This is a genomic window from Mycobacterium sp. DL592 (genome assembly GCF_011694515.1).
In the GTDB taxonomy this organism is placed as follows: domain Bacteria; phylum Actinomycetota; class Actinomycetes; order Mycobacteriales; family Mycobacteriaceae; genus Mycobacterium.
Map to the genome: position 1 here is coordinate 3,498,190 of NZ_CP050192.1, position 25,836 is coordinate 3,524,025.

Genomic DNA, 25,836 nt, shown 5'->3' on the forward strand with positions numbered 1-25,836 from the left:
CGGCCCGATGATCAAGTACGAGTGGCGAACCAGTCTGGATGCCGCCGAGGCAGCGGAACTCCAGGACGTTCTGCGCCGGGCGGCGGCCTATGACGCCGAGCCTGGCTACAGCACAATCGAATTCGAATCCGTCATGAGGTCGATGGACGCCGCCGACGCCTCCGACAAGCACCTGCTGATCTGGATGTTGCCCCATGCCACGGCGCTGGCCGAGCCCGACACACCCGAGGCCATCGCCGGGCTGTTACGGGTCAGCAGTGCGGAACCGGGTCGGGCCGAAGGCACCGCGGTGATCGATCCGCGGCTGCGTTCGATCGGCATCATGACTCTGCTGCTGGAACAGGTGGGTGTTGACGCCACGGGCCCCGACGGCTGGCTGGGGACCGGCGCCACCACCGTGACCTGCTGGGCCAGGGGCAATCACCCCGCCACCGGACGGATCAGCAATCGCTTCCTGATCCCGCGTACACGACGGGTCTGGCAGCTCGTCCGCGGGACGCAACCGGACCCGGAACTGGCCGGCGCTCCCGTTCTCGAGCCGGCCGGATCCACCGCCACGAGTGTCCGCTACGCACTGCGGGAGGCCGGTCGGGTCGTCGGAAGAGTCGCACTGAACCGCATAACCGTCGACTCCGAAGAGTTCGGCGTGTGCGGCGTCGTCGGTGACCTCGAGTCGCCTGCGTCGGCACCGGCGGGTTCGCTTCGGCGGCTGCTGCACGGTATCGCTGTCGTCGCCCACGAAGTGGGCATGACCGGAGTCATGGTCAACGTCGATTCCGACGATCTCAATCTCGTCAATGCGGCCCGGCTCGCCGGGTTCCAACACGACCGCACCGACGTGCGCTATCAACTCGGAGGTAACGCTTGACCACGGCGCCCGGTGCACCGGATGACCTCGCCGCTACAGTGGAAGCCCACGGCAAAGCTGTCGCCGCCGCCGACAACAACACCGTGCTCGCCGACTTCCTGCCGGACCGGATCGGTCAGCTCATCGCGTCGGCAGACGTACCGCGACAGCTCAAGTGTTCACAGGTGCGCAGCATCACCGACGCCGGTGAGGGCCGCTACGACGCGATCATTCGCTACACGAGACCAGATGACACCTGGTTCGAACTGCGCAGCCGCTGGGTGCATTTCGAGGCAGACGGCAGCTGGCGCGTTCTCAGCGTCCGTAACATCCCCGACACCCCGCCGTGGATCGACATCACCGGGCCCTCCCCGGACGGGCTCGATGGCCCGCACTGGGACGGACTGCGGTCGGGCCGGCTCACGCTGCAGCAGTGCAGCGAGTGCTCGACGTGGATCTGGTCACCCCGGCCGATGTGTCCGCACTGCCATTCGTTCCAGTTGAGTTGGCGTGACGTCGATCCCATCGGAACGATCTTCTCCTGGACCCGGACCTGGCAGCCGTTCACCCGGGAGAGCACCGGCCATCTGCCCTACGTGGTGGTGCTGGTCGAGCTTCCCGCGGCCGGGGGGCGCCGCATCGTCGGTGTACTGGCGGACGCTGACGGTGTCACACCCACCATCGGGGCCCCGGTGCGCGGCCACATCGAACAACCACCCGACGATCGGCACTGGCCGTTGATCCGCTGGCACCTCGAGGAGGGAGACCGATGAGCGGCTTCCGCGGCTCGACGGCCGTGGTCGGCGTCGGCGCCACCGACTACTACAAGCGGGGCACCAGTCCCTTCTCCTCGGCGCAATTGGTCCTGCAAGCGATCCTACGGGCCTGCGAAGACGCCGGCGTCGACCCACGCGCAATCGACGGCTTCGTCTCCTACGCAAGCGATTCCAGTGAGGGACTCGCCATCGGTGCCGCCCTGGGGGTGCACGAGGTGCGGTGGTCCACCCAGGTATGGGGTGGCGGTGGCGGAGCGGTGGCCGCGGCCGTCAACTGCGCCGCCGCCGCCGTGCACAGCGGGCAAGCGGAATGCGTGGTCGTGTATCGCGGGCTCAGCGAAGGTACCGACGGACGCGGCGCCTTCAACAAGGGTCACATGGGGCATCTGTACACCGCACACGGCATGCTCGCGCCTGCACAGGTGTGCGCACTGCGCACGCAGCGGCTGCTGGAGGTCGACGGTGTCCCGGCCTCCGCGCTCGAGGCGGTATCCCTGGCCGGTTACCACCACGCCCAGAGCAACCCGCGTGCCGTCGCCTACGGTCACCCCGTGGACCACGCCCGCTATCAGGGATCACGCCCGATCTCCGAGCCATTGCGGCTGTTCGACTGCTCACGGGAAAACGACGGTGCCACAGCAATTCTCGTCGTCCCAGCCGACCGGGCCGGCGACTACCGTGGCCGACCCGCTTATATCCTGTCCGGGGTGCAGGGGGCTGCGGCGGGCTGGACCGAGTCGGTCGAGAACGAGGAGCACTACACCAGCGCGGGCTTTCACCCCGCCCTGGTGCGGCGGCTGTGGACCGGTGCCGGGATCACACCCGATGACGTCGACGTGGCCCAGGTGTACGAGAACTTCACCGGACCGGCGGTGGCGGCGATGATCGATCACGAGCTCTGCCCGCCCGGCGCCGATGCCGGAGATTTCCTGACCGTGGCGAACCTGACCGTCGAGACGGGACGCCTCCCGATCAACACCGCGGGCGGGAACATCGCCGAGGGCTTCGTCCACGGAATCGGGCTTGTCGCCGAGGCGGTGCGCCAGATCCGCGGGGACTCACCGAATCCGGTCCGGGACGCTGAGATCTCCCTGCTCATCGGCGGTCCCATGGCACCATTGGTCAGTTCGACGGTCTTCGGCTCCGCGGCCACGATCTGACCGCGACAAACACGTATCGAGGAGGACGATGGCGACCACGGTGGCCTCGGCACTGCGGTGGTGGGCACGCACGCATGGGGACCGCGACGCTGTCGTCATCGGTTCCGACCAGGTCAGCTACCGCGAACTTCAGCACTGGACCTCGCGCCTGGCCCGCAGGCTGGCCGACGACGGGGTCAAACCCGGCGAACGGATCGGGCTTCTGGGTTCCAATACGCTGCAGTGGCCGGTGGCAGCTCTGGCGATCATGAAGAGCGGCGCCGTTCTGGTTCCACTCAATGCCCGGCTGAAGCCGGCCGAGATCCGCAAGATCGCTGATGACGCCGAGATCAGCGCGATCATCGCCGCGCCCGGTCACGTCACCGACGCCGAACAGGCCAGTGCCGCCGGACGTGAGTTCGCGGTCTGGGACTTCGGCGCCGTCGACGCACTGCGGTCCGGCGACGCCGACGACTTCGCGGTCGAACCGGACCTGCAGGAACCGATCGCGGTGATCTTCACCAGCGGCTCGACCGGGTTGTCCAAGGGAGTGATCCTGACCAGCCAGACACTGATGGGCATGGTCCTGGAGAACACGTTGACCGAGGAGGGCTTCCGACCAGGCACGGTGACCCTGCTGGTGCTGCCCTTGGCGTTCACACCGGGACTGGTCTACGGCCTGCTGATCACCTCGGTGCTCGGGGGCACCCTGGTCGTCGAGCCGGAGCTCAACCCCTCGCGGGCGGTGAGGCTCATCGAACAGCATTCTGTGCGCGCACTGTTCGGAGTTCCGCTGGTGTTCGAGGCGCTGTCGCGCGCTGACGAGTTCGCCGACGCCGACCTGAGCTCGCTACAAACGGCCATCGTCGGCGGGGCGGCGGTGCCACTGGATCTGTTGGACCGCTGGGCCGCCAAAGGCGTTCTGCTGCGCCAGATCTACGGCATGACCGAAGCCGGTGGCGTCGCGACCGCGACGATCAAAGCTGAGGCTCTCGAGCACCCCGATTGCTGCGGTGCGGGTTCGATCTTCACCGAGGTGCGGGTGATGGCCGACGACGGGTCGCTGGTCCCGCCGGGGCAGTCCGGAGAACTGGTGGTCCGCGGTCCGGGCGTCACACCGGGTTATTGGAACGATCCGGCGACGACGGCAGCAGCGATCCGGGACGGCTGGCTGCACAGCGGTGATCTGGGCGTCGGTGACGAACAGGGCCGAATCCGGTTTCTGGACCGGATGAAGGAACTCATCATCTCCGGCGGAATCAACATCTCCCCCGTCGAGCTCGAGTCGACCATCGGCACGCTCGACGGTGTCGCCGAGGTAGCGGTGATCGCGGCGGCCGACACCAGATTCGGCGAGACCCCTGCCGCGATCATCACCGTCGCTGCGGGTTCCGATCTCGATCAGAACGCGGTGGTGGCGCACTGCGGAGCCGTCCTGTCCGACTACAAGGTTCCGCGTTACGTGGTGCTGCGCTCCACACCGCTACCGAGGCTGCCCAATGGCAAGTTGGACAAGAATGCGATCCGCGCCGAGTACCGCGACATCCCGGATCGCTTCGACAAGGTCCGGTAGTCAGAACCGGTAGATCGACTTCGACACCTGGTAGGCCGACAGGCCTTCCGGACCGAGTTCGCGACCGATTCCGCTGTCCTTCACCCCGCCGAACGGCGAGCGCATGTCCAGTTCGTAGCCGTTGATGCCGATCGATCCGGTGCGGATCTTCCGTGCGACGGCGGTGGCGCGTTCGGCGTCGGGTGACCACACGGTTCCGGCGAGCCCGAAGGCGCTGTCGTTGGCGAGCCGGACCGCGTCCTCGTCGTCGTCGTACGGCGTGATCGTGACGACGGGCCCGAAGATCTCCTCCTGGGCGATCCTGTCGGAGTTGTCCACATCGGCGAACACGGTGGGTTCGACGAACCAGCCCACCGGTTGATCGCTCGGAATGCCCCCGCCGGCTACGAGTCTGGCTCCGGAATCGCGGCCGATGCCGATGTAGTCCAGCACCCGCTCACGCTGGCGCGCGCTGACCATTGGACCGATGTCGGTGGACTCGTCGAGCGGATCACCGACGGTCAGGCTGTCGGCCAGATCCGCGATGGCGTCGACGAACTCGGCGTAGCGGGACCGCGGAGCCAGGATCCGCGAGCTCAGGTGACATGTCTGACCGTTGTTGACGAACGACGCCGAGCGCAAACCGTTCAGCGTGGCGGTCAGGTCGGCGTCGTCGAGGATGATCGCTGCCGACTTGCCGCCCAGCTCGAGTGTCACCGGCCGGATCAGCCGGCCACACGTCTCGCCGATCGCCCGGCCCGCCCCGGTCGAGCCGGTGAACGCCACCTTGTCGACACCGGGATGACCGACCAGGTGGGCACCGGCGGCCGCGCCCCCGGGAACGACGTTGAGTACGCCGTCCGGCAGCCCCGCGTCGGCAGCCGCATGCGCGAACGCCAGCGCATCGAGACTGGTTTCGGGTGCGGCTTTGAGGACGACGCTGCAGCCGGCAGCCAGGGCCGGGGCGATCTTCATCACCGCGATGGCTTGCGGATAGTTCCACGGGGTGATGGCGGCCACGACGCCGACCGGTTCGGTGCACACCAGGGTGTCGCCCGCCATCGCCGGCCGGACCTCTTCCGGTGAAGAATCCCCGACAATCCCGGCGTAGTAGCGGATCAGAGCCGGCGGGAACACGCCATTGACCACGCGCGACAGGGTGATCGGCATACCGTTCTCGCGGGTGACCAGAACCGCTGTCTGCGGTGACCTCTCACGCAGCGGGGCGCTGAACCGCTTGAGCACCGCAGCACGCTCGGCGGGTGAACTGGCTCGCCACTGCTGCGCCGATGCCGACTGCGCGGCCGACACCGCGTCGTCGATGTCCGCCTCGGTACCGCATGGGCCCTGTCCGAGCGGGGCGCCCGTGGCGGGCTCGATGATGGTGGTGAGCTGGCCGGGTGGGCGAAAGTTTCCGCCGACGTAGATCAGCGGTTCGGCGATCGTCATGTCGTCCTTATGGCGTCGGGATTGCTGAGGTGGTGAATACCGCTGTGCGGCAGCTTAATTGCCCGGATCCGGTGTGAGCATGTTCTGCCACGTCCTGGGCGCGTTTCGTGGCGCAAGGTCGGATTGCGTGTAGGTGCGCCCGTCGGGCCCGACATAGGTGCCGTTGGCCGGGTCGTAGTAGGCGGCGGCGATCGGCGGTAGCGGGCCGGGCGACGCGGGCGGGGGCGCCGAGTCGGGCGGCGGTTGCGGGATGTCCTGTCCTGATAACGTCCCGTTGGGATCTCCTTTCCAGTTGAAACCGTCGTTGAGGGGTACGTAGACGTCGTCGCTCTTGCACATCTTCGCCGTCGGTGCCCGCTTGCCCGGCTTGGTCAGGCACGGCAGGTTACGGGCTCCGCGTACCGCCATCCACGAGTCCTGCGGTATCCGGCAGTACAGATCGTCGGAGGTGCGGTCCGGGGTGTCGACCTCGGTGGGAATCCGCTGTTGTTGGGCGGGAAGGTAACCCGTCGTACACGGCGGTGGCAGGTTGAGATTGAGGTTGAACGACAGCACCAGGCCGGGATGCTTGCTGTCCCGGTTGGCCACAGTTCCGCCCTGCATGACTTGTACGCCCATGGGCAGCAGCACCAGCAACTGCTCGATCGCCGGTTGGTAGGTGACGGCGAGTTGGCCGATGCCGAGCAGATTCGACATCAGGACCGGCAGGCTGGGATTGAGGCGTTCCATCAGCTGGCGGGCCTGGCTTGCGGCGTCCCCTCCTTGCCGGATCAGCCCGGCGACGGCGGCGGCGGAATCCTTCAGCTGTCCGGTCAGATCGGCGAGGTGTGCCGCCCAGGCGTGAACGGACTCGGCGGTGTTGACCTGCGAATCCAGCAGTGGCGCAGAGTGATCGATCAGCGTGGTCAGCGGGTCCAGGTTGGCGCGCGCGTCGCCGGCCAGCCGGGTGGACCCCTGCACGATCCTGGAGATCTCGGGGCCCAGGCCGCCGATGGCCAGGTCGCTCTCGTCGACGACGGTCTTGAGGTTGTCGCGCGGGATTGCCTGCAGTCCGCGGTTCGCGGCGTCGAGCAAGGTCCCGATATCGGGCGGCACTGAGGTGCGGTCCGCGCGGATCACGTCGCCGGCCTTCAGCGCCGGCGCATGTGCGCTGCGGGGAAGTAGGGCGACGTACTGCTCGCCGATGGCTGAGGTGCTGTGCACCTGAGCGTCAAGGTCGACGGGAATCTGGACATCAGATCTCAGCGACAGTTCGGCTTGCACACCGTCATCGGTGAGGCGCACAGCGCGGACTCGCCCGACCTCGGTACCGCGGTAGGTGACATTCGCGCCTTCGTACAGTCCGCCGGCCGAGGGCAGCTGCATCGTGACGGTGTAGCGGCCTACGCCCAGCATCGCCGGTACGTCGATGTATCCGAAGATCATCACCGCTCCGGCAGTCACCGTGACGACCCCGAAGATCGCCAGCTGAATCTTGATCCACCTGTTCAGACGCATGTCACGGCCCTTGATCGAGGTGGTAGGGGGCAACCAGCGGATTGCCCGCCGTGTAGGGACTGGGGAGCTGTCCGATGGTCCGTCCCCACTGCATCTCCAGCTCGGTCAGATTGCCTTCCCATCGGGTGCCGGAGAACAGGGTGTTGTCGATGCGGCTCAACGTCAGGTCGACGATGGCGGTGATGTTGGCGTAGTCACCGCGAATCCACTTGTCCAGCGGTCCTTTCGGCCAGGGGAACGTTCCCAGGAAATCCAGCGACCGGGTCAGATCGGGACCCGCGTCGGCCAGGGACCGCAACACAGGTGCGACCTCTTTGAGTTCCTTGACCAGATTCTCCTTCGTCTGGTTGACGGTGTCGGTGGCCAAGGCGCTGAATCTGCCGAATGCTGCAAGCGCCTCGGTGAGACGCTCGCGTTGCTGCGCCAGTACCGCCAGTGCGTCGGGAATGGAGCGAACCGCCTTGTCCAGTACGGGCTTCTGGGCGGCGAACTGCGCGACAAGCCCGTTGAAGCTGTCAGTCGCGGCGATGATATCGCCGGTTTGGGCATTGACTCGGCCGGTGAATTGGTCCAATTGGTCGATGAGACTGCGCAAGTCGGCTTCTCGGTGCGCGAAGGCGGTGGCGAACGCGGCGGTGATGTCCTGAATCTGTCCGATTCCGCCGCCGTTGAGCAGCATCGACAGTGCCGCCAGCGTCTCGTCGGTGCCGGGGTAGGCCGCGGCTGCCTGCAACGGGATGAGCGACCCGTTGTGGAGCTTGCCTTCGGGCGCCGCATCGGTCGGCGGCGCCAGTTCCAGATGCAGGGAACCCAGCAGGCTCGTCTGGCCAACCTTGACGGTGGCGTTGGCGGGCAGGTCGACGTCGCCGTTGAGAGTCATGGTGACCAACGCATGCCACCCTTGACGCTCGATCCTCGTGATGGTTCCCACGTTGACGTCGCCGACCCGCACTCGCGAGTTCTGCTGGATGTAGCCGACGTCAGGGAGCTGCGCCTGCACGACGAACGAACCGGGGCCTTGCCCTTGAGTTCCTGGCAGCGACAGCGAGTTCAGACCGTGCCACTCGCATGCGGTGGAACTGACGGCGATCGCCAGCATTACCGCCGCCAGCACGACGGCAGTGCGCCGCGGTCGGGTTACCGGGATCATGACGGGCCCTGCGCGGGAACCATGAGCCCTGGCAGCCCGGCCGCCGGGTCGGTCGGCGCCGGCGCCTGGGCGGCTTCGGCAGGCAGCGGTGACGGTGCCGTGCCGGCCGGCACGTGGTCGGGCCGAAGCCAGTCTTCGGAATAGGTGAGCTCGTTGGGGCGTGCGCTCTGCCCGACGACGTAGTTCTCGCCCAGCGGGAAGAAGTTGTACTGGCGGTTCTTGATGATCGGCGCCAGGTATTGCACGCACAGCTTGGCCGACTGTTCGTTGTTGAGGCGTGAGGCCGCCTGGATTCCACCGCACAGGAATGAGATCGGGTTCGCGAAGTTCTGCATCGTCAGCACACCCGTGATGCCCTGCTGGGTCGGCTGATAGATGTTGACGAAGTTCTGCAGGGTGTTCGGGAACAGGTGCAACGACTGTTCGACGTCGCCGATGCTGTCGTGCACCGCGCTGCTGATAGACGCGAGTTTGTCGGTGGTGGCGCCGATCTGGTCGCGGTTTTCGGCGATGAATCGTGTTGTCTCGGAGACGACATCGTTGAGATCCGATACGGCCTTGCTCACCGATCCGGGTGACTGCGACAGTGCACCGGATACCGACGCCAGATTCCGGTTGAACTGCTCCAGCAGGGAGGCGCTGTCTTGCAGCGCGGCCACGACGACCGACAGATTCTTGATGGTGGCGAAGATGTCGTCGCTGTGGTCACCGAGAATCGAGAACGCCTGTGCCATCTTGACGACGGTCTGGCGAATATCGGGGCCCTGCCCGCGCAGATTGTCCGCCGCGGTGTCGATGAAGGCACCCAGAGTGCTGACGCCGCCGGGTGTGCTGGGTTGCAGCGCGTCGGTGAGCTTCACCAGTTGCTGGCGCAGATCGTCCCATTCCAGCGGTACGGCGGTGCGGGACTGGGGAATAACGGCTCCGTCGGCCATGGTCGGCCCACCGGTGTAGGCGGGTGTCAGCTGAATCGCGCGGGAGGTGACCAACTGCGGTGAGATGATCGCCGCGGTCGCCTGCGCGGGAACCTGGTATTTGTCGTCGATCCAGAACGTGATCTTGACGTCTTCGGCTTGCGGTTCGATCCGGTCTATGCGGCCGACGGGCACGCCGAGAATGCGGACCTCGTCGCCGGTGAACAGACCGTTGCTGTTGTCGAAGTAGGCGATGACGTGGAATCTGGCGGTCGTTTCGGCGTTGCGGATCGCCATGACGACGCCGGCGAGCAGCGTCAACGACAGTGCGATGGCAGTCCCGATGCGGATCCGCCGTGACCGCATCACTGACCTCCTCCTGCCGATGTGGCAGTTGGCTCGTCGGGCGCGGGCGGTCCCGGCGGTGGACCGCCGGGCTGAGGGGCGGGCAGCGGCTCGCGGTAGGGATAGCGGGAATCCCCGGGGACGCCGGTGATCGCGTCGGGCAGGTTGAGGTGGGGTTCGCCGCCCTGGCCGGTGCGCGGGAAGGGCACCGGCAGCGGTGGCGTTGCGTGCTGCCCGGTCTGCGGGTCGGTGCGCTGGGACGGCAATAGCACATTGGGATCCAGACCCAGGTCGGAGAAGGCTGCGTCGATGAACGGCTGGACGAACTGCCCCGGCAACAGGTTGGCGATGTAGGCCTTGAAGAAGGGGCCGGAGGCAACGCTTTCCCCGAGCGACATGGCGTACTGGTTGAGGTATTTGATCGCCTGTTGCAGGCCGGCTTTACGCGCGTCGACGATCGACAGGACGGAGTTCAGCTTGGTCAGCGTCGGGCGTAGTTCGGTCTTGTTGTCGTCGATGAATCCTTGTAGCTGCTGGGCCAGCGCCGACAGGTTCCCGGCGATCTGCTCCAACGAGCTGCTCTGCATTGCCAATTCGGCCAGCAGCTGATTGCTGTCGGCGACCAGCCTGGCGATCTGGTCGGCACGCTCGGAGAGCACGCCGGTGGCCTTGCTCGCGTCGTCGAGCAGGCTGCGCAAGGCGGCGTCGCGGGTGTTCAGTGATTCAGAGAAGCGCCCGACTCCGGCGACTGCCTGCTGAACAGCCGGGGGCGTGTCGCGAAACGTGTCGGCCAACGTCGTCAGCGCATCAGAGACCGACGTGGTGTCCAGTCCGCTGATGGTGGCCGACAGATCGCCGAGGGCATCTGGAAGTTGGTAGGGCGCCTTAGTCCGTTCCAGCGGGATGGGTTGTCTCAGTTCACCGGTGCCGCGTGGCGTGATCTGGAGAACCTTGGCTCCGAGCAGGCTCTTGGTTCGGATGTTGGCTTCGGTCTGTTCGCCGAGGCGGATGTCCTCGTCCACGTCGAAACTCACCAGAACGCGGGCGCCCTGCAGGTCGACGGAGGACACCTCACCGACGCGGTAGCCGGCCACCTGTACGGCCGCGCCAGGCCGCAGACCGCCTGCCTCAGCGAAGTACGCCTCGTAGCGCGTGGCGGAATTGACGAACGGCAGCTTGTCATATTCGAGAGCGAGTGCGGCGGCACCGGCGATCGAGAGGGCCCCCACGAGGCCGGTGACGAAGAGTCTGTGTTGGGTCGGGGGCCTCACTTGGGCGCACACCTCCCGGTGTCCTGACCGGCCATCTTCACATAGACCGGTTGTCCGCCTTTGCCGTTGACCTTCAACACGAGATCGCACAGATAGAAGGTGAAGAAGTCGCCCATGATCCCCAGCCGGCTGAGCACCTTGTAGGAGTGCGGAACCGTCTCCAGGAAATTGTCGAACCACTCGTGGTCGTCAGAGACGATGGTGCTGACTCGATCGGTCTGGGCAACAAGGTCTTTGGCTGGATCCCTGGCCTGTGTTAGGAGGTCGGCCACCGTTGCAGCAGCAGCATTCGTGTATGCGACCGCGTTGGCGATGTCGGTCCTGCGGTCGGCCAGTCCGCTGGTCAGCTGCGACAGCGAGTTGATCGCCTTGGCGAATTGAGCGCGTTGGCCACCCAGGGAGCCCATGACCATATTGAGGTTGGTGATGACTTGCCCGATGAGTTCGTCGCGATCAGCGAGAGTGCTTGTGACCGAAGCGGTCTGGGTCAGGAATGAGCCGATGGTGGCCCCCTCGTCCTGGAACGCCGCGATCAGCTGGCCGGACAGCGCGTTGACCTGCTGGGGATCCAGTGCCCGGAACAACGGACGGAATCCACCCAGCAGGGTGTCCAGATCGAGCGCGGGTTCGGTGTTGCCAACCGCGATCGTGGCTCCGGGATTGAGGCGTTTGGGGCTGCCCGCCCCTTCCATCAGGGCGAGGTAGCGGTCGCCGATTGGGTTCTCCCAGCGGACGGCGGCCCTGGTTCCCTGGGTGAGCACCACCGAGGGATCGGCCGAGAATTCCACCAGGGCCAGTGAGTCCGACGTGACGGCGATCCTTTTGACCTTGCCGACCTCGACACCGGCGATGCGGACGAAGTCACCGGTGGCCAGTCCACTGACATCGGTGAATTCCGCCCGATAGATCTGTTCGGAAGAGAACCGGAACTGGGAGAAGACCGCCAGCAGTGCGGCCGTCCCCAGCGAGCACACGACGACGAAGATCGCGAAGCTGATCGCGGCGCGGCGAACATTGGTGTTCATACGTTCCGTCCTGGTCGGTCGGCTGTCACGGTGCGGGCGGCAGGCCGGGATAGAGGGGTTGACCGTCAGCGCCGTACCACGGGGCGCCGTAGGGCGGACCGCCCGGATACGGCGGCGGCGGGCCGGGGGCGGGTCCCGGCAGGCACTCCCCGACGTGGGGTGATTCGGGGATCGCCCGGGTGACCGGGAAGTAGTCGACCGAACAGGTCTGGCCGATTCCGGGGTTGGGCCGCCAATCCAGCCCCGTTCCCCATCCCGTGTTCGTCACGAGTTGCCGGACCGGGAAGTTCTTGGCGGCGTCGGGCAGCGACCCACATCCGGGACGACCGCCGGGGCCGCCCTTGGCTGCCACTAGGGGCAGATTCTCCGGGTAACGGTAGAGGTCGTCGCCGAATGCGATTCCCGCGTCCAGGTACACGGTCCGGCCGTTGCCACCGAACCACTCACCGGCCTTGTCCAGGAACAGCTTGGCGCCCTGGACGGTGCAGGTGTACTCCGGGCTGTACTTCAGCAGAAGCGCCGTCGTCGGCTCCAGGACGTTCACAGCGCCGACCAGATCGTCTTTGGCCGGACCGATCAGATTGACGCCGCTGTTGGAAAAGCCGAGCGTGTTCAACAGCAACGCATCGAGATCACCGGCGTGACCCGTGATCGTGTCGCTGGTGGTGCTGGCGGCATCGAGGGTCGCCAGGATGTCCTGGGCTGCAACGCTATAGGCGTCGCTGAAACCCTTGTAGGATCGCCAGTCCGCCGCCACGGTGTCCATTCGCGGGTTGACCGCCAGCAGCACCTGGTTGGCATCGGTGATCGCCTGGCCGATTCGTTCCCCCTGGCCGCGCACCCCATCGGCCATGGCGGTCAGCACCGCGTTGAGTTTGGCCACGTCCACTTGGTGCAGGACGCCCACGAGGTTGTCGAAGATCGTGTTGACCTCGGTGGTCACGTTGCGCGACCGGATGGATTCGCCGGCTTTCAGCCGCTGCGGACTGGGGTTCGGTGGATAGACCAGGTCGACGAACTTGGCCCCGAAAACGGTCGTCGCCTTGACTTCCGCTTCGATGTTGGCCGGGATGTGCTCGACTTGGTCGGGATCGATCTCCAGACGCAACCCGACGGGCTGCCCACCCCCCGTGATGCCCGCCACCCGCCCGACCTCGACTCCGCGCAGCTTGACCTTGGCACCGGTCTCCATCACCAGTCCGCTGCGGTCCGAGGTGACGACGACCGGTAGATAGCTGCGAAACGTGCCGAAGAAGAACGCCAAACATAGTGCGGCAGTGGCGATGATGGCGGTGAACAGTCCGGCCGCCCACCACAACGGTCGCAGGTTGTGCTCTCCTGTGTCCTGGTCCATGCCGCTATCCCGAGAGATGGAAATGCCCGGACTGGCCGTAGATGGCCAGCGAGAGGAACAGAACGACGAATACCGCCGAGATCATCGAGGTGCGAACGGCCCGTCCGACGGCTTCGCCGACACCGGCGGGTCCACCGGATGCGGTGAAGCCGTAATAGGTGTGCACGAGCATGATCACGGCAGCCATCGACACCGCCTGGAAGAACGACCAGATGATGTCCGTCGGATTCAGGAACGTATTGAAGTAGTGGTCATAGACGCCGCTCGACTGACCGTAGACGACGGTGGTCCCGAATCGTGCGGCCAGAAATGCGGTGATCATAGCCACGCAGTACAGCGGGATGACCACGATGACCCCCGCGACGACCCGGTTCGATGCGAGGTAGGCCACCGAACGCACACCCATCACTTCCAGCGCATCGATCTCTTCGTTGATCCGCATCGCACCGAGCTGCGCGGTGGCGCCCGCACCGATGGTGGCCGCCAATGCGATGCCGGCGATGACGGGAGCGATCAGGCGGACGTTGAAAAATGCTGAGGCGAAGCCTGTGAGCGCCTCGACCCCGACATTGGCGAACTGGTTGTACCCCTGGACTGCCACCAGGGCTCCGGTCGACAGGGTCAGAAAGCCCACGATCACCACGGTCCCGCCGATGATCGCCAACGCGCCCGTGCCCAGGCTCATCTGGGCGATCAGGCGCACGGTCTCGGCCTGGTAGTGCACCAGCGCGTCGCGTACGGAGACGATCGTGCGGAAGTAGAACTGGGCCTGGGTACCGATTCGGGTCAGTCCGGTGACGCCCTTGGCGGCGACACGGCGTAGCGCAGGATGCAACCCACTGGGCGCGGCACTGCTCACAGGGTTGCCTTCACACCGACCGCTGTCGCGATGATGTTGATCGCGAACAATGCCATGAAGGTGTAGACGACTGTCTCGTTGACGGCGTTTCCGACGCCTGCCGGTCCCCCGCCGACCGACACCCCCTTGTAGCAGGCGATCAGTCCGGCCGCCAGACCGAACAGCGTCGACTTGATCAGCGCGATGACCACGTCAGGAGCCTTGGTGATGACGGTCAGCCCACCCACGAACGATCCGGGGGTCACATGCTGGATGAACACCGCGAAGACGAAGCTGCCCGTCAATCCGACCAGGATCACCACCGACGACAGCAGCGTCGCCACGATGGTGGCGGCCAGCACCCGGGGCACCACCAGCGCCTGGATGGGATCGATCCCCATCACCCGTAGCGCGTCGAGTTCGTCACGAATCGTGCGAGCTCCGAGATCCGCGCACATGGCCGTCGCGCCCGCTCCCGAGACCACCAACACGGTCACCACCGGGCCGATCTGCGTCACTGTTCCGTAGGCGGCCCCCGTACCCGAGTAGTCCGCCGCACCGAACTCGACCAGCAGGATGTTGAAGGTGAAGACCATCAACACCGTGAAGGGAATGGCCAGCATCAGCGTGGGGACCATCGACACACGGGCCACGAACCACGCCTGGACCAGGAACTCGCGCCACGCGAACGGCCTGCGGGGGATAGCCAGCACGACCTCGAGCGCCATCACGAAGAACCCGCCCAAGGCGACAACCGGCTTGGCGGGTGAGGCTGAGGCGACGGCCTCCAGCCGCCGGATCATCGATGATCGGCGACCGCCGACACCTGCTGGGGAAGCAGTCGTCTCGTCAACGTGCGTCAATGCCGGCACCGGCTGCCCCGCCCGCTCGAAACCGTCCCCGTGGCGCCGCGTGCGAACCTCAACCTACCCACCTTCAAGTTCTAATCGGTTCACGAACCGACCGATGTCGACACCGCCCGGTGAGTCCCAAAGTGACTGCGACACAGCCGGTATAGACACACTGTGACGCAGGACACCAAGCGAGATAAACCTTACCCCTTTAGGTAAATGTCGTCAATCACACAATTTCCCCTTCCCCTCACTCGGCCCGATCTGGTAGGCAAATGCCTGGTAACAGCCAGGCGAGCCCACCAAATGGTGCCCAGCCGGTCACCGTCGACGCTGTGCCACCCCCTGCGGTCGGGCGGGTCGGCACCGCCAGGGCGCCACGGCGGCGCGTCAGACGGGAGCGGGGGCGCGCGACATCACAGACGGCCGGGGCAGCCGTTAGCTCTTTGGGGGTACAAAAACCCCTCATATGAGAAGCAGCTACCTAGGCAGTAGCCCGATAGCGTTTCGGCCATGTTGCCGGACGAGGATGCGCGCACGGCGATTGCCGGCGCAGATGGCGGCGCGAACTGCGCTTATGCCGCCACCCGTGGCGCGCCGAGATGCCACGAAGGCCGGCACCGGATGCGCTGGCGGGCGCCCGGCGACCGCGCTTCGGCGATGTTCTCCGATCCGCAGGGCGGGATGACATCCAGTTTGCGGGGTACGCGACCTTGAGCGCGGGATCACTCGCTGCCAAGCCCGTGCGGGCTTTCGGCGGATTCATCGGCATGACCCTGGACACCTTCGTGGTGATGTTCCGCCCGCAGTTCGCCTGGCGGGAGTACCTGTTGCAGACCTGGTTCGTGGCGCGCGTGTCGGTCTTGCCCGCCCTGATGCTGACGCTGCCCTACTCAGTGTTGCTGGTGTTCACCTTCAACATCCTGCTCGGCGAGTTCGGCGCAGCGGACTTCTCCGGTACCGGTGCGGCGATCGGCACGGTCAACCAGATCGGACCGATCGTCACCGTGCTCGTGGTCTCCGGCGCCGGCGCCACCGCGATGTGCGCCGACCTCGGCGCACGCACCATTCGGGAAGAGCTCGACGCCTTGCGCGTCATGGGCATCGACCCCATCCAGGCGCTCGTGGTCCCCCGCGTGCTGGCCGCCACCACGGTGGCACTGGCGCTCTCGTCCACGGTCATCCTGACCGGCCTCGCCGGCGCCTACATCTTCGTCGTCTATATCCAGAACGTCTCGCCGGGCGCGTTCGCCGCCGGCCTGACGCTGCTGACCGGCGTCGGTGACGTTGTCGTATCGCTCACCAAGGCAACACTTTTCGGCCTGGCCGCCGGCCTGATCGCCTGTTACAAGGGCATCTCGGTCGGTGGTGGCCCTGCCGGCGTAGGCAACGCCGTCAACGAGACCGTGGTCTTCACCTTCATGGTGCTGTTCGCCATCAACGTCATCGTCACCGCCGTCGGCATCCAGTTCACGGTGTGATGGTGCACCCGTGAGCGTCAACTCCCCCAGCCGACTGCACCCCAAACTGGCGACAGGCCTGCGCGAGCTGTCCGCCGGATGGGACCGCATCGGCGCCCAAACCCGGTTCTATGTCAAGACGCTGGCCGCGATCCCCGATGCGGCGACCCGCTATAACAAGGAACTGTTGCGTCTCGTCGCCCAGATGGGTTTGGGCGCAGGCGCTTTGGCCGTAGTAGGCGGAACGGTGGCCATCGTCGGCTTTCTGACCATGACCACCGGCGCCCTGGTGGCCGTCCAGGGATACAACCAGTTGGCGTCGGTCGGCTTCGAGGCCCTGACCGGATTTGCGTCGGCCTTCTTCAACGTTCGGCTCATCGTCCCGGGGACCGTCTCGGTGGCGTTGTCGGCGACCATCGGCGCGGGTGCGACCGCCCAGATCGGCGCGATGCGGATCAACGAAGAGATCGATGCACTGGAGGTCATCGGAATCCGTTCGGTCACTTACCTGGCCGCGACCCGCGTTCTGGCGGGCGTCATCGTGGTGATACCGCTGTACTGCATCGCCGTCATGATGGCGTTCCTGGCCGCCCGCACCGGCACCGTCGTCATCTACGGTCAGGGTGCCGGCGTCTACGACCACTACTTCAACACCTTCCTCAACCCCACCGACGTCATCTGGTCGTTCATGCAGTCGGTGGCGATGACGATCGTCATCATGCTGGTGCACACGTTCTACGGCTACACCGCCAAGGGCGGACCAGCTGGCGTCGGTGAGGCGGTCGGGCGTGCCGTTCGTACGTCGATGGTGGTCGCCGCGGTCGAAATCGTGATGATCTCACTGGCCGTGTACGGCCAGTCCGGCAACTTCAATCTGGCGGGCTAGATATGGAAGCCCGGCCCGGTGAGGAACGCCTGCATGACAGGTGGTGGACGGTCATCCTGCTGGCCGTTGTCGCCGTGTTCTTCTTCGTCACCGCAACACTTTTCGCGGGTACCTTCCGGTCCTACGTGCCGGTCACACTGACCGCCGACCGTTCAGGGTTGGTGATGGAAACCGGTGCGAAGGTCAAGATGCGCGGCGTTCAGGTCGGCCGGGTCAGCCAGATCACCGGCGGTCAGGGGCCCGCGACGCTGCGGCTGGAGATCGACCCGGACCAGGTCCAGTACATCCCGGCCAATGTGGGAGCGCAGATCCGCGCCACCACCGCGTTCGGGGCAAAATTCGTCGACCTCATCTATCCGTCCGAACCCAGTCCGCAGCGGCTGGCCGCCGGCGCTGTGCTGCAGTCGAAAAACGTCACCACCGAGGTCAACACCGTCTTCCAGAATGTCGTCAACCTGCTCGACAAGGTCGACCCCGCCAAGCTCAACGCGGTCCTGACGGCGGTTGCCGACGGAGTCCGCGGCCAGGGGCCGCGGATGGCCGAGGCCACCACCGATCTCAACGAGGTTCTCAAGGCGCTCAACGAGCGCAGCGACACCATCCGCGAGGACTGGCGCTCGTTCAAGAACTTCAACGACACCTACGCCGCGGCCGCACCGGACATCGTGACGATCCTCAACGCCGGCAGCACGGTCAGCACGACCATCGCCGATCGGTCTTCACAGCTGGATGCATTGCTGCTCAACACCATTGGGTTCTCGTATTCAGCTCGCGACCTGCTGGCCTCGAGCGAGGACTCCCTGGTCCGCGCCGTCAACCTACTCGAGCCCACCACCAATCTGCTGCTGAAGTACAGCCCCGTCTACACCTGCTGGCTGCAGGGCGCCACATGGACTCTGAGCACCGGCGACGCCTACAACATCTGGGGCGGCCGCGACGGCAAGTCGGCGAACTTCGACGTCGCCCTGCTGCTGGGCAACGACGGCTACCAGTACCCCGACAACCTGCCCATCGTCAACGCCAAGGGCGGACCGGGCGGCAAGCCCAGCTGCGGATCGATGCCCGATCCGACCAAGAACCTCCCGGTGCGTCAGCTGATCACCAACACCGGCTGGGGTACCGGCCTGGACATCCGCCCGAATCCTGGCCTGGGAGAACAATGTTGGGCCGACTGGTTCCCGGTCACCCGCGCAGTGCCGCAGCGGCCGAGCATCCGCCAGTGCCTGCCGGGGCCGGCACCCGGGCCCGACCCCGGTCCGGGAATGCCGCCCTACGGGGCGGCGTGGTACGGCCCGGGCGGGGTCCCGCTCTGGCCTGGCGTGCCGCCGGCACCCGATCCGGCGGTCCCAGCACCACAGGCGGCGCCAACGCCGTGACCATCGAGCACCGACGGGAGAACCGACCGTGAAAGACAATCTGAGGGCTACCGTGTGGCGCCTCGCCGTCTTCCTCACGGTGTGTCTGTTCGGCGCGTTCGCCCTGCTCGCCGTCTTCGCGCAGTTCCGCTTCGGCAGCGGTAGGTCCTATAACGCCGAGTTCACCAACGTCACCGGCCTCAAATCCGGCGACTTCGTCCGGATCGCCGGAGTCGAGGTAGGCAAAGTCGGCGACATCACGATCAACCGGGACGCGACGGTCCGCGTCGAGTTCTCCGCCAGCGACACCGTCACCCTGACCGAGGGCACCCGAGCGGTCATCCGCTATGACAATGTGATCGGCGGCCGGTTCCTGGCTCTGGAAGAGGGGGCCGGTGGACTCAAGCGCCTGCAACCCGGCGCGACGATTCCGGTGACCCGCACCGCCCCGGCGCTCGACCTGGATTCGGTGATCGGCGGTTTCAAGCCGCTGTTTCGCGCCTTGAGTCCCGAGCAGGTCAACGCCTTGAGCGGCCAGCTCGATCAGGCACTGCAGGGCCAGGGGCCGACCATCTCCTCCTTCTTGAATCAGGCCGCGGTGTTGACCAACACGCTGGCCGACCGCGATCAGCTGATCGGTGAGGTCGTCACCAACCTCAATGTGGTACTCGGCACCCTGGGCCCGCAGAGCGCGCAACTGGACAAGGCCGTGACGAATCTGTCCGGCTTGATCGACGGCCTCAACGCCCGCCGGACCGATATCGCCGGCGCCTTCGCCAGCGCCAACGCGGCGGCGGCGACCGTCGCCGACCTTCTCGACCAGTCCCGCGAACCCTTCAAAAAGGTTGTGCACGAGACAGATCGGGTGTCAACGATCGCGGTGGGCGACCACGAGTATCTGGAGAAACTCATCGACACGCTGCCCGACAAGTACAAGGCGCTGGGCAGGCAGGGCATGTACGGCGACTTCTTCAGCTTCTACCTCTGCGATTTGGTGCTGAAGCTCAATGGCAAAGGCGGACAACCGGTTTACGTCAAGGTCGCTGGCCAAGACACCGGGCGGTGTACGCCGAAATGAAATCCTTCTCTGAGCGCAACCCGTTCATCCTCGGTGCCGTCGGCGCCGTCGTAATCGCCGGGATCGTCATGGGCGCACTGAATTGGCAGAAACTTCCGTTCCTCAACCCGGGTCGCAACTACTCGGCCTACTTCGCCGACGCGGGCGGTCTGTTCACCGGCGCGGGCGTTGAGGTTTCGGGCCTCCCTATCGGCAAGGTGTCCGATATCGAACTCGACGGCCAGCACGTACTGGTGAAGTTTCGGATCAAAGGCGACGTCCACCTCGGTGAGCGCACGACCGCGGCGATCAAGACGAAGGGTCTGCTGGGCACCAAGATGCTCGACGTCATCCCGGTCGGTGACGGCGATCTGTCGGCTCCGATCCCGATCGACCGGACGACATCGCCCTACCAATTGCCTGACGCGCTGGGCGATCTGACCAACACGATCAGCGGGCTGAACACCGACCAGCTGTCGGCCTCGCTGGCCACCATGGCCCAGACCTTCGCCAACACCCCGCCGGACCTGCGTAACGCGGTGGCCGGAGTGGCGCGGTTCTCCGAGACGCTCGACAAGCAGGACGCCCAGCTTCGCAGTCTGCTGGACAACGCCGCCAAGACCACCGACGTGCTGGCCAAGCGGACCGACCAGATCGTCACGCTGGTGCGGCAGACCAACTCGCTGTTGCTCGCACTCAACGAGCAGAGCGCTGCGCTCGACCGGATCTGGCGCAACATCTCGGCCGTCTCGAAACAACTCAAGGGGTTCATCGCCGACAACCGGGCGCAGCTCAAGCCGGCCCTGGAGAAACTGAACGGGGTCTTGACGATCGTCGACGACCGCAAGGGACGCATTCAGGAGGCGGTCAAGCGGCTCAACAGCTACGCGATGTCACTCGGCGAATCGGTGTCCTCCGGGCCGTTCTTCAAGGCCTACGTGGTCAACCTGTTCCCGGGTCAGTTCGTCCAGCCATTCATCGACGCGGCATTCTCCGATCTCGGGGTCGACCCGGCCACGCTGCTGCCCTCGCTGCGCACCGACCCCCAGGTCGGCCAGCCCGCGACCCCGGCGCTTCCGGTGCCCTACCCGCGTACCGGCCAGGGTGGTGGGCCGCATCTCAACCTGCCCGACGCGATCACCGGTAACCCCGGCGATCAGGGCTGCGGTCCGCCCGGTATTGCGCTGCCCGGCCCCACGGGCTGCTACCCGTACCGGGAGCCGCTGCCCGCACCGCCGCCGGGTGGCCCACCACCCGGGCCGCCGGCAGTATCACCGCCCGGGATCGCGTCGGTTCCCGAACCGACACCGGCTCCGTTCCTGGTGCCGGCGCCCGGTGAACAACCCGCCGACACCCATTCCGGGGGATCGCAATGACTACACTGCGTAAGTACCGCACCCTTCTTGCCGCAGTCCTGGCTCTGACCGTGATCGCCGGTGGCGTGCTGGCCGTCCGGGCGGTCGACCATATGGACCGAGTCGAGGTGGTCGGCTACTTCGAGAACAGCATCGCGCTGTTCCCCGGCGATGACGTCCGAATCCTCGGGGTGCCCGTGGGCCGGGTGGAAAAGGTTGTGCCGCAACCCGATGGCGTCAAGGTCTCGTTCTGGTTCGACCGTAAGTTCAAGGTGCCGGCCGATGCCAAAGCCGCGATCCTGTCCCCCATGCTCGTCACCGGCCGGGCCATCCAACTCACACCGGTCTATGCCGGCGGCCCCACCCTCGCCGACGGCGCGGTGATCCCACGCGACCGCACCGCGGTTCCTGTCGAATGGGACGAGGTCCGCGTCCAGCTCAAACGCCTGACCGAACTGCTGGCACCCACCGAACCGGGCGGGGTCAGCACACTGGGCTCCTTCATCAACACCACCGCCGACAACCTGCGGGGTCAGGGTGGTGCGATCCGCGAGACCATTCTCAAACTCTCCCAGGTGATGTCGGCGCTCGGAGACCACAGTGGCGACATCTTCTCCACGCTGAAGAACCTGTCCATCCTCGTCACGGCACTGCGCGGCAGCAGCGATCTACTCGGTCAGCTCAACAACAACCTCGCCTCGGTGAGCGGCGTGCTGGCTGACGACCCAGGCAAGATCGGCGACGCCTTCGTCGACATGAACTCCGTGATCGGTGACGTCAAGACCTTCGTCGACGAGAACGGTGAGACCATCGGAACGACGGCAGACAAACTCGCCTCGATCAGCACGGCTCTCAACGACAGCCTCGACGACATCAAGCAGACCCTGCACATCGCGCCGTCCACCGTCCAGAACTTCAACAACATCTACGAACCCGCCAACGGTGCGTTCACCGGAGCGTTGGCGGTGAACAACTTCGCCAACCCGATCTCGTTCCTGTGCGGCGCAATTCAGGCGGCCTCCCGTCTAGGTGCCGAGCAGGCCTCGAAACTGTGCGTGCAATATCTGGCACCAATCATGAAAAACCGGCAGTACAACTTCCCGCCGATCGGGGAGAACCTCCTCAACGGGGCCCAGGCCCGGCCCAACGAAGTGACCTACAGCGAGGACTGGATGCGACCGGACTTTGTGCCGCCGGCTCCCCCGGCAGCACCCGGGCCCGCGGCGCAACCACCTTCCCCGCTTGCCGCAGAGACGCCGCCGACGCAGCAGAGCGACCCGAACGCCGGGCTGGCAGGAATGATGACTCCGGCAGCCGGGGGTGGCTCGTGACACGCCGTCGGTGGTATCGGCGGGCGGCCGGCATCGTGCTCATCCTGGCCCTGGCGGGCGGATCGTCGGGCTGCGAGCTCAAGAACTGGCAGGGCCTCAACTCACTGCCGCTGCCCGGCACCACCGGCAACGGACCCGGGTCGTTCGAGATCACCGCGGAAATGCCTGACATCAACAACATTCAGCCCAACTCCCGGGTACGCGTCGGCGACGCCACCGTGGGACACATCACCAAGATCGAACTGCAGGGCTGGCACGCACTGGTGACGATGCGCCTCGACGGTGGCGTGAACATGCCGGCGAACTCGATCGCCAAGATCGGACTGACCAGCATCCTGGGCTCCCAGCACATCGAATTGAGCCCTCCCACAGACGAACCGCCGCAAGGCCGGCTGCACGAGGGGTCGCTCATCCCGCTGTCCCACTCGGCGGCCTACCCCACCGTCGAGCAGACGCTGGCCGCGGTGTCGATGGTCCTCAACGGCGGCGGGCTGGGCCAGGTTCAGGACATCACCGAGGCGTTCAGCACCGCCTTCCGAGGCCGCGAGCAGGACCTGCGCAGCATGATCAGTGAGCTCGACCGGTTCGCCGCCAACTTCAACGACCAGACCGACGACATGATCGCAGCGACCCAGAGCCTCAACAAGGTCGCGGGCACGTTCGCCGCGAATCAGCCGACCCTGGACAAGGCGCTCAAGACCGTTCCCGAGGCACTGGCGGTGCTCAACAACGAGCGCGGGAACCTCGTGGCTGCCGCCGACGCGCTGGGCAGGTTCAGTCAACGGGTCGTCGGCACCGTCGACCAGAGCAAGGCCAGCCTGGTCAAGGAACTCAAAGAGATCGGCCCGGTACTGGAATCGCTAGCCAACGCCGGGCCGAGTATGACCCGCGCCCTCAGTCTCATTCTGACGTTCCCGTTCCCCAACGAAACCATCGAGAAGTGGCAGCGGGGGGACTACGCGAACATGACCGCGATCGTCGACCTCACCTTGAGCCGGATCGACCAGGGAATCTTCACCGGAACTCGTTGGGAGGGCAATCTCACCGAACTGGAGATGCAGTGGGGTCGGACCATCGGCCAGTTCCCCAGCCCCTACACCAAGGCCAATCCGCTGGTCGCCCCGTACCGATTCGACCAAGGGCCGTGACATGCATCTGACCCGGAGAATGCTGATCCAGCTCGCGATCTTCACCTCCATCGCGGTGATCGCGATCGCGGTGATGGCACTGCAGTTCCTGAAGCTACCGGCCAAGATGTTCGGTATCGGCCGCTACAGCGTGACCCTGGAACTGCCGGAGAGCGGTGGCCTCTACGGCACCGGCAACGTCACCTACCGTGGCGTGGAGGTAGGTCGCGTCGAGTCGGTGGGGCTGACCAATACCGGTGTCAAAGCCGTGTTGTCGCTGAAATCAGGCATCGACATCCCCTCGGACCTCAAGGCCGAAGTGCACAGCCAGTCAGCCATCGGCGAGCAGTACGTCGATCTGATTCCCCGCAACGGGACCGCCCAGCCGCTCAAGGACGGTGACGTGATTCCCCGCGCCGATACCTCGATCCCGCCGGACATCAACTCGCTGCTCGATGCAGCCAACACCGGGTTGCAGGCAATTCCGCGGGACAACCTCAAAACCGCGATCGACGAGGCTTATACCGCGGTCGGCGGCCTCGGCCCCCAGCTGTCCCAGATCGTCAGGGGCTCAACGACCTTGGCGATCGACGCACGCGCCAACCTCGACCCGCTGATCAATCTCATCGACAACTCCAAGCCGGTGCTCGATTCCCAGTCCCAGTCCGCTCAGGCTGTCCAGGCCTGGGCATCCCACCTCGCGACAGTCACCAGCGACCTGCAGCAGCACAACGATGCGGTAGCCGGACTCATCGACCAGCAGGGCGTCGTCATCGCGACCGACGAGGCCCGCAAGCTCATCAATCGCCTCAAGCCCACGCTGCCGGTGCTGGCAGCGAACCTGGCCAGCGTCGGACAGGTCGGCATCGACTACAAGGACTCGATCGAACAACTCCTCGTCGTCCTCCCGCAAGCGGTCGGCGTGGGGCAGGGCACCTTCGTCGCCAATGCGAACACCAAGCAGGCCTACAAGGGCGAATACCTTTCGTTCAACCTGAATGTGAACCTACCGCCGGCCTGCACCACCGGGTTCCTGCCCGCCCAGCAGGTCCGAATCCCGAGCCTGGTCGACTACCCCGACCGCGCCCCCGGCGATCTGTACTGCCGCGTGCCGCAGGATTCGCAGTTGAACGTCCGGGGCGCCCGCAACATCCCTTGCGAGACCGTGCCCGGCAAGCGCGCGCCCACAGTCAAGATGTGCGAGAGCAACGAGCAGTACGTGCCCATCAACGACGGCAACAACTGGAAGGGCGACCCCAACGCCACCCTGTCCGGCCAGGGCATCCCCCAGCTTCCACCGGGGGCAGCACCGCAGGCACCACCGGCGAACCAGAACACCACATGGCAATCGATGCTCACCCCTGCCGGGTCCTGAGCGCCCGCCGGCGGTGCTGGACGCCGCTATGCTCACCTCGTCACCGAGACGCAATTGAGGAACCACGATGGACCATCGACTGATGCGACGAGCCCTGACCTCAGGCGCTGTCGTCGTTGCCGCCCTGCCGCTCTCGGTGGGCATCGCGAACGCCGACAACACCCGGCTCAACAACGGTGTGGTGGCCAATGTGTACACCGTTCAGCACCAGGCCGGGTGCACCAACGACGTCAAGAAGAATCCGGCGTTGACGTTGGCCGCACAATGGCACACCGACGACGTGCTGAACAATCGCGCCCTCGACGGCGACATCGGATCGGACGGGTCGACTCCCCAATCACGGGCCGCGGCAGCGGGTTTCAAGGGAGCGGTGTTCGAGACTGTGGCGATCAACCCCGCGCTGGCGATCAACAACCTCGACGTGATCAACCAGTGGTACTACAACCCTGACTATCTGGCGATCATGTCCAACTGCGCCAACACCGCGATCGGTGTGTGGTCGGCGAACAGCCTGGACCGTTCGGTGCTGGTCGCGGTGTACGGCCAGCCGGCCTGACAGTGAGTCACGTCCCAGACCACACGACGTGACGCTTATTAACTGCGTGCCCGTCGGCCGGCACCCGCGGCCCATATCGTCGCGGCCGGTCCCGGCCTCCGCTGGCAACATCTGATGCAGCAGAGCCAGCTGCGAGCGGCGGCGGCACCGCCCGTCCCGAGCAGGAGTTCACCTCGTCAGACGCCTCAGAGGAGCGCGCTCCTGCCCGAAGCTAATGGCGCTCTGGCAAAAACTCTTAGCGACGTATTAGCGCTGGAGGGCCGCCACCTTAATTTCCGGCCCTACCTTTGGACTCATGTTGCTCGATGTTCGTTGGCTTCAGTACC

The 25,836-nt window shown here is 65.7% G+C and carries 22 protein-coding genes; 13 read left to right on the top strand and 9 right to left on the bottom strand.

The window, feature by feature from the left end; genetic code table 11:
- Positions 1 to 7 precede the first annotated feature (7 nt).
- From HBE64_RS16800 to HBE64_RS16815, 4 genes are read left to right on the top strand one after another with little or no spacing between them, the layout of a single operon-like run.
- Positions 8 to 868 carry a hypothetical protein gene (locus HBE64_RS16800; protein WP_167104509.1) on the top strand — a complete coding sequence of 287 codons (861 nt, stop codon included), beginning with the start codon at positions 8 to 10 and terminating at the stop codon, positions 866 to 868.
- On the top strand, positions 865 to 1,620 hold the full coding sequence (locus HBE64_RS16805) for a Zn-ribbon domain-containing OB-fold protein (RefSeq protein ID WP_167104512.1): 756 nt from the start codon (positions 865 to 867) through the stop codon (positions 1,618 to 1,620). Before HBE64_RS16800 ends, HBE64_RS16805 begins: the two co-directional genes overlap by 4 nt.
- Positions 1,617 to 2,783, top strand: coding sequence for a transporter (locus tag HBE64_RS16810; RefSeq protein ID WP_167104515.1), 1,167 nt, complete (start codon positions 1,617 to 1,619; stop codon positions 2,781 to 2,783). Before HBE64_RS16805 ends, HBE64_RS16810 begins: the two co-directional genes overlap by 4 nt.
- A 28-nt stretch (positions 2,784 to 2,811) precedes the next feature.
- The gene (locus HBE64_RS16815; protein WP_167104518.1) at positions 2,812 to 4,335 is read left to right on the top strand and encodes a class I adenylate-forming enzyme family protein; all 1,524 of its coding nucleotides are present in this window, start codon (positions 2,812 to 2,814) and stop codon (positions 4,333 to 4,335) included.
- Here HBE64_RS16815 and HBE64_RS16820 read toward each other — a convergent pair whose 3' ends face one another.
- The 9 genes from HBE64_RS16820 to HBE64_RS16860 are packed head-to-tail and all read right to left on the bottom strand — an operon-like array spanning position 4,336 to position 14,960.
- Positions 4,336 to 5,763: an aldehyde dehydrogenase gene (locus tag HBE64_RS16820; RefSeq protein ID WP_167104521.1), complete on the bottom strand. Its 1,428-nt coding sequence runs from the start codon at positions 5,761 to 5,763 to the stop codon at positions 4,336 to 4,338.
- A 54-nt stretch (positions 5,764 to 5,817) separates the two neighbouring features.
- Positions 5,818 to 7,260, bottom strand: coding sequence for an MCE family protein (locus HBE64_RS16825; RefSeq protein ID WP_167104524.1), 1,443 nt, complete (start codon positions 7,258 to 7,260; stop codon positions 5,818 to 5,820).
- 1 nt (position 7,261) lies between these two features.
- On the bottom strand, positions 7,262 to 8,410 hold the full coding sequence (locus HBE64_RS16830; RefSeq protein WP_167104527.1) for an MCE family protein: 1,149 nt from the start codon (positions 8,408 to 8,410) through the stop codon (positions 7,262 to 7,264).
- Complete coding sequence (locus HBE64_RS16835) at positions 8,407 to 9,690, bottom strand: MCE family protein (protein WP_167104530.1); 1,284 nt, start codon at positions 9,688 to 9,690, stop codon at positions 8,407 to 8,409. The genes HBE64_RS16830 and HBE64_RS16835 overlap by 4 nt, the downstream gene beginning before the upstream one ends.
- The gene (locus HBE64_RS16840; RefSeq protein ID WP_167104533.1) at positions 9,690 to 10,940 is read right to left on the bottom strand and encodes an MCE family protein; all 1,251 of its coding nucleotides are present in this window, start codon (positions 10,938 to 10,940) and stop codon (positions 9,690 to 9,692) included. Before HBE64_RS16840 ends, HBE64_RS16835 begins: the two co-directional genes overlap by 1 nt.
- Complete coding sequence (locus tag HBE64_RS16845) at positions 10,937 to 11,965, bottom strand: MCE family protein (protein WP_167104536.1); 1,029 nt, start codon at positions 11,963 to 11,965, stop codon at positions 10,937 to 10,939. Before HBE64_RS16845 ends, HBE64_RS16840 begins: the two co-directional genes overlap by 4 nt.
- Positions 11,966 to 11,990: 25 nt before the next feature.
- Entirely contained in the window at positions 11,991 to 13,319 is a 1,329-nt protein-coding gene (locus HBE64_RS16850) for an MCE family protein (protein WP_167104539.1), read from the bottom strand.
- Between the two features lie 4 nt (positions 13,320 to 13,323).
- Positions 13,324 to 14,178 carry an ABC transporter permease gene (locus HBE64_RS16855; RefSeq protein WP_167104542.1) on the bottom strand — a complete coding sequence of 285 codons (855 nt, stop codon included), beginning with the start codon at positions 14,176 to 14,178 and terminating at the stop codon, positions 13,324 to 13,326.
- Entirely contained in the window at positions 14,175 to 14,960 is a 786-nt protein-coding gene (locus HBE64_RS16860) for an ABC transporter permease (RefSeq protein WP_208300494.1), read from the bottom strand. Before HBE64_RS16860 ends, HBE64_RS16855 begins: the two co-directional genes overlap by 4 nt.
- A gap of 818 nt (positions 14,961 to 15,778) precedes the next feature.
- Between HBE64_RS16860 and HBE64_RS16865 the strand changes: the two genes are divergently transcribed.
- From HBE64_RS16865 to HBE64_RS16905, 9 genes are all read left to right on the top strand, one after another.
- The gene (locus HBE64_RS16865) at positions 15,779 to 16,489 is read left to right on the top strand and encodes an ABC transporter permease (RefSeq protein WP_167109327.1); all 711 of its coding nucleotides are present in this window, start codon (positions 15,779 to 15,781) and stop codon (positions 16,487 to 16,489) included.
- 34 nt (positions 16,490 to 16,523) lie between these two features.
- Complete coding sequence (locus HBE64_RS16870) at positions 16,524 to 17,354, top strand: ABC transporter permease (protein WP_371744195.1); 831 nt, start codon at positions 16,524 to 16,526, stop codon at positions 17,352 to 17,354.
- A 2-nt stretch (positions 17,355 to 17,356) separates the two neighbouring features.
- Positions 17,357 to 18,730: an MCE family protein gene (locus tag HBE64_RS16875; RefSeq protein WP_167104547.1), complete on the top strand. Its 1,374-nt coding sequence runs from the start codon at positions 17,357 to 17,359 to the stop codon at positions 18,728 to 18,730.
- Positions 18,731 to 18,758: 28 nt separating this feature from the next.
- On the top strand, positions 18,759 to 19,787 hold the full coding sequence (locus HBE64_RS16880) for an MCE family protein (protein ID WP_167104550.1): 1,029 nt from the start codon (positions 18,759 to 18,761) through the stop codon (positions 19,785 to 19,787).
- Positions 19,784 to 21,142: an MCE family protein gene (locus tag HBE64_RS16885; RefSeq protein ID WP_167104553.1), complete on the top strand. Its 1,359-nt coding sequence runs from the start codon at positions 19,784 to 19,786 to the stop codon at positions 21,140 to 21,142. Before HBE64_RS16880 ends, HBE64_RS16885 begins: the two co-directional genes overlap by 4 nt.
- A complete protein-coding gene (locus tag HBE64_RS16890; RefSeq protein ID WP_167104556.1) occupies positions 21,139 to 22,452 on the top strand; it encodes an MCE family protein in 1,314 nt (437 codons plus the stop codon). Before HBE64_RS16885 ends, HBE64_RS16890 begins: the two co-directional genes overlap by 4 nt.
- Positions 22,449 to 23,600, top strand: a complete 1,152-nt coding sequence (locus HBE64_RS16895) for a virulence factor Mce family protein (RefSeq protein WP_305792190.1) — start codon at positions 22,449 to 22,451, stop codon at positions 23,598 to 23,600. Before HBE64_RS16890 ends, HBE64_RS16895 begins: the two co-directional genes overlap by 4 nt.
- A gap of 1 nt (position 23,601) precedes the next feature.
- On the top strand, positions 23,602 to 24,954 hold the full coding sequence (locus HBE64_RS16900; RefSeq protein WP_167104559.1) for an MCE family protein: 1,353 nt from the start codon (positions 23,602 to 23,604) through the stop codon (positions 24,952 to 24,954).
- Positions 24,955 to 25,036: 82 nt separating this feature from the next.
- Complete coding sequence (locus tag HBE64_RS16905) at positions 25,037 to 25,510, top strand: CAP domain-containing protein (protein WP_167104561.1); 474 nt, start codon at positions 25,037 to 25,039, stop codon at positions 25,508 to 25,510.
- Positions 25,511 to 25,836 lie beyond the last annotated feature (326 nt).

What these genes read in the sequence shown, in the direction of transcription:
- HBE64_RS16800 (WP_167104509.1), top strand. Translation starts at nt 8, where the DNA reads ATGATCAAGTACGAGTGGCGAACCAGTCTGGATGCCGCCGAGGCAGCG.
- HBE64_RS16810 (WP_167104515.1), top strand. Translation starts at nt 1,617, where the DNA reads ATGAGCGGCTTCCGCGGCTCGACGGCCGTGGTCGGCGTCGGCGCCACC.
- HBE64_RS16815 (WP_167104518.1), top strand. Translation starts at nt 2,812, where the DNA reads ATGGCGACCACGGTGGCCTCGGCACTGCGGTGGTGGGCACGCACGCAT.
- HBE64_RS16820 (WP_167104521.1), bottom strand. Translation starts at nt 5,763, where the DNA reads ATGACGATCGCCGAACCGCTGATCTACGTCGGCGGAAACTTTCGCCCA.
- HBE64_RS16825 (WP_167104524.1), bottom strand. Translation starts at nt 7,260, where the DNA reads ATGCGTCTGAACAGGTGGATCAAGATTCAGCTGGCGATCTTCGGGGTC.
- HBE64_RS16830 (WP_167104527.1), bottom strand. Translation starts at nt 8,410, where the DNA reads ATGATCCCGGTAACCCGACCGCGGCGCACTGCCGTCGTGCTGGCGGCG.
- HBE64_RS16835 (WP_167104530.1), bottom strand. Translation starts at nt 9,690, where the DNA reads ATGCGGTCACGGCGGATCCGCATCGGGACTGCCATCGCACTGTCGTTG.
- HBE64_RS16845 (WP_167104536.1), bottom strand. Translation starts at nt 11,965, where the DNA reads ATGAACACCAATGTTCGCCGCGCCGCGATCAGCTTCGCGATCTTCGTC.
- HBE64_RS16850 (WP_167104539.1), bottom strand. Translation starts at nt 13,319, where the DNA reads ATGGACCAGGACACAGGAGAGCACAACCTGCGACCGTTGTGGTGGGCG.
- HBE64_RS16860 (WP_208300494.1), bottom strand. Translation starts at nt 14,960, where the DNA reads ATGATCCGGCGGCTGGAGGCCGTCGCCTCAGCCTCACCCGCCAAGCCG.
- HBE64_RS16865 (WP_167109327.1), top strand. Translation starts at nt 15,779, where the DNA reads ATGACCCTGGACACCTTCGTGGTGATGTTCCGCCCGCAGTTCGCCTGG.
- HBE64_RS16875 (WP_167104547.1), top strand. Translation starts at nt 17,357, where the DNA reads ATGGAAGCCCGGCCCGGTGAGGAACGCCTGCATGACAGGTGGTGGACG.
- HBE64_RS16885 (WP_167104553.1), top strand. Translation starts at nt 19,784, where the DNA reads ATGAAATCCTTCTCTGAGCGCAACCCGTTCATCCTCGGTGCCGTCGGC.
- HBE64_RS16890 (WP_167104556.1), top strand. Translation starts at nt 21,139, where the DNA reads ATGACTACACTGCGTAAGTACCGCACCCTTCTTGCCGCAGTCCTGGCT.
- HBE64_RS16900 (WP_167104559.1), top strand. Translation starts at nt 23,602, where the DNA reads ATGCATCTGACCCGGAGAATGCTGATCCAGCTCGCGATCTTCACCTCC.
- HBE64_RS16905 (WP_167104561.1), top strand. Translation starts at nt 25,037, where the DNA reads ATGCGACGAGCCCTGACCTCAGGCGCTGTCGTCGTTGCCGCCCTGCCG.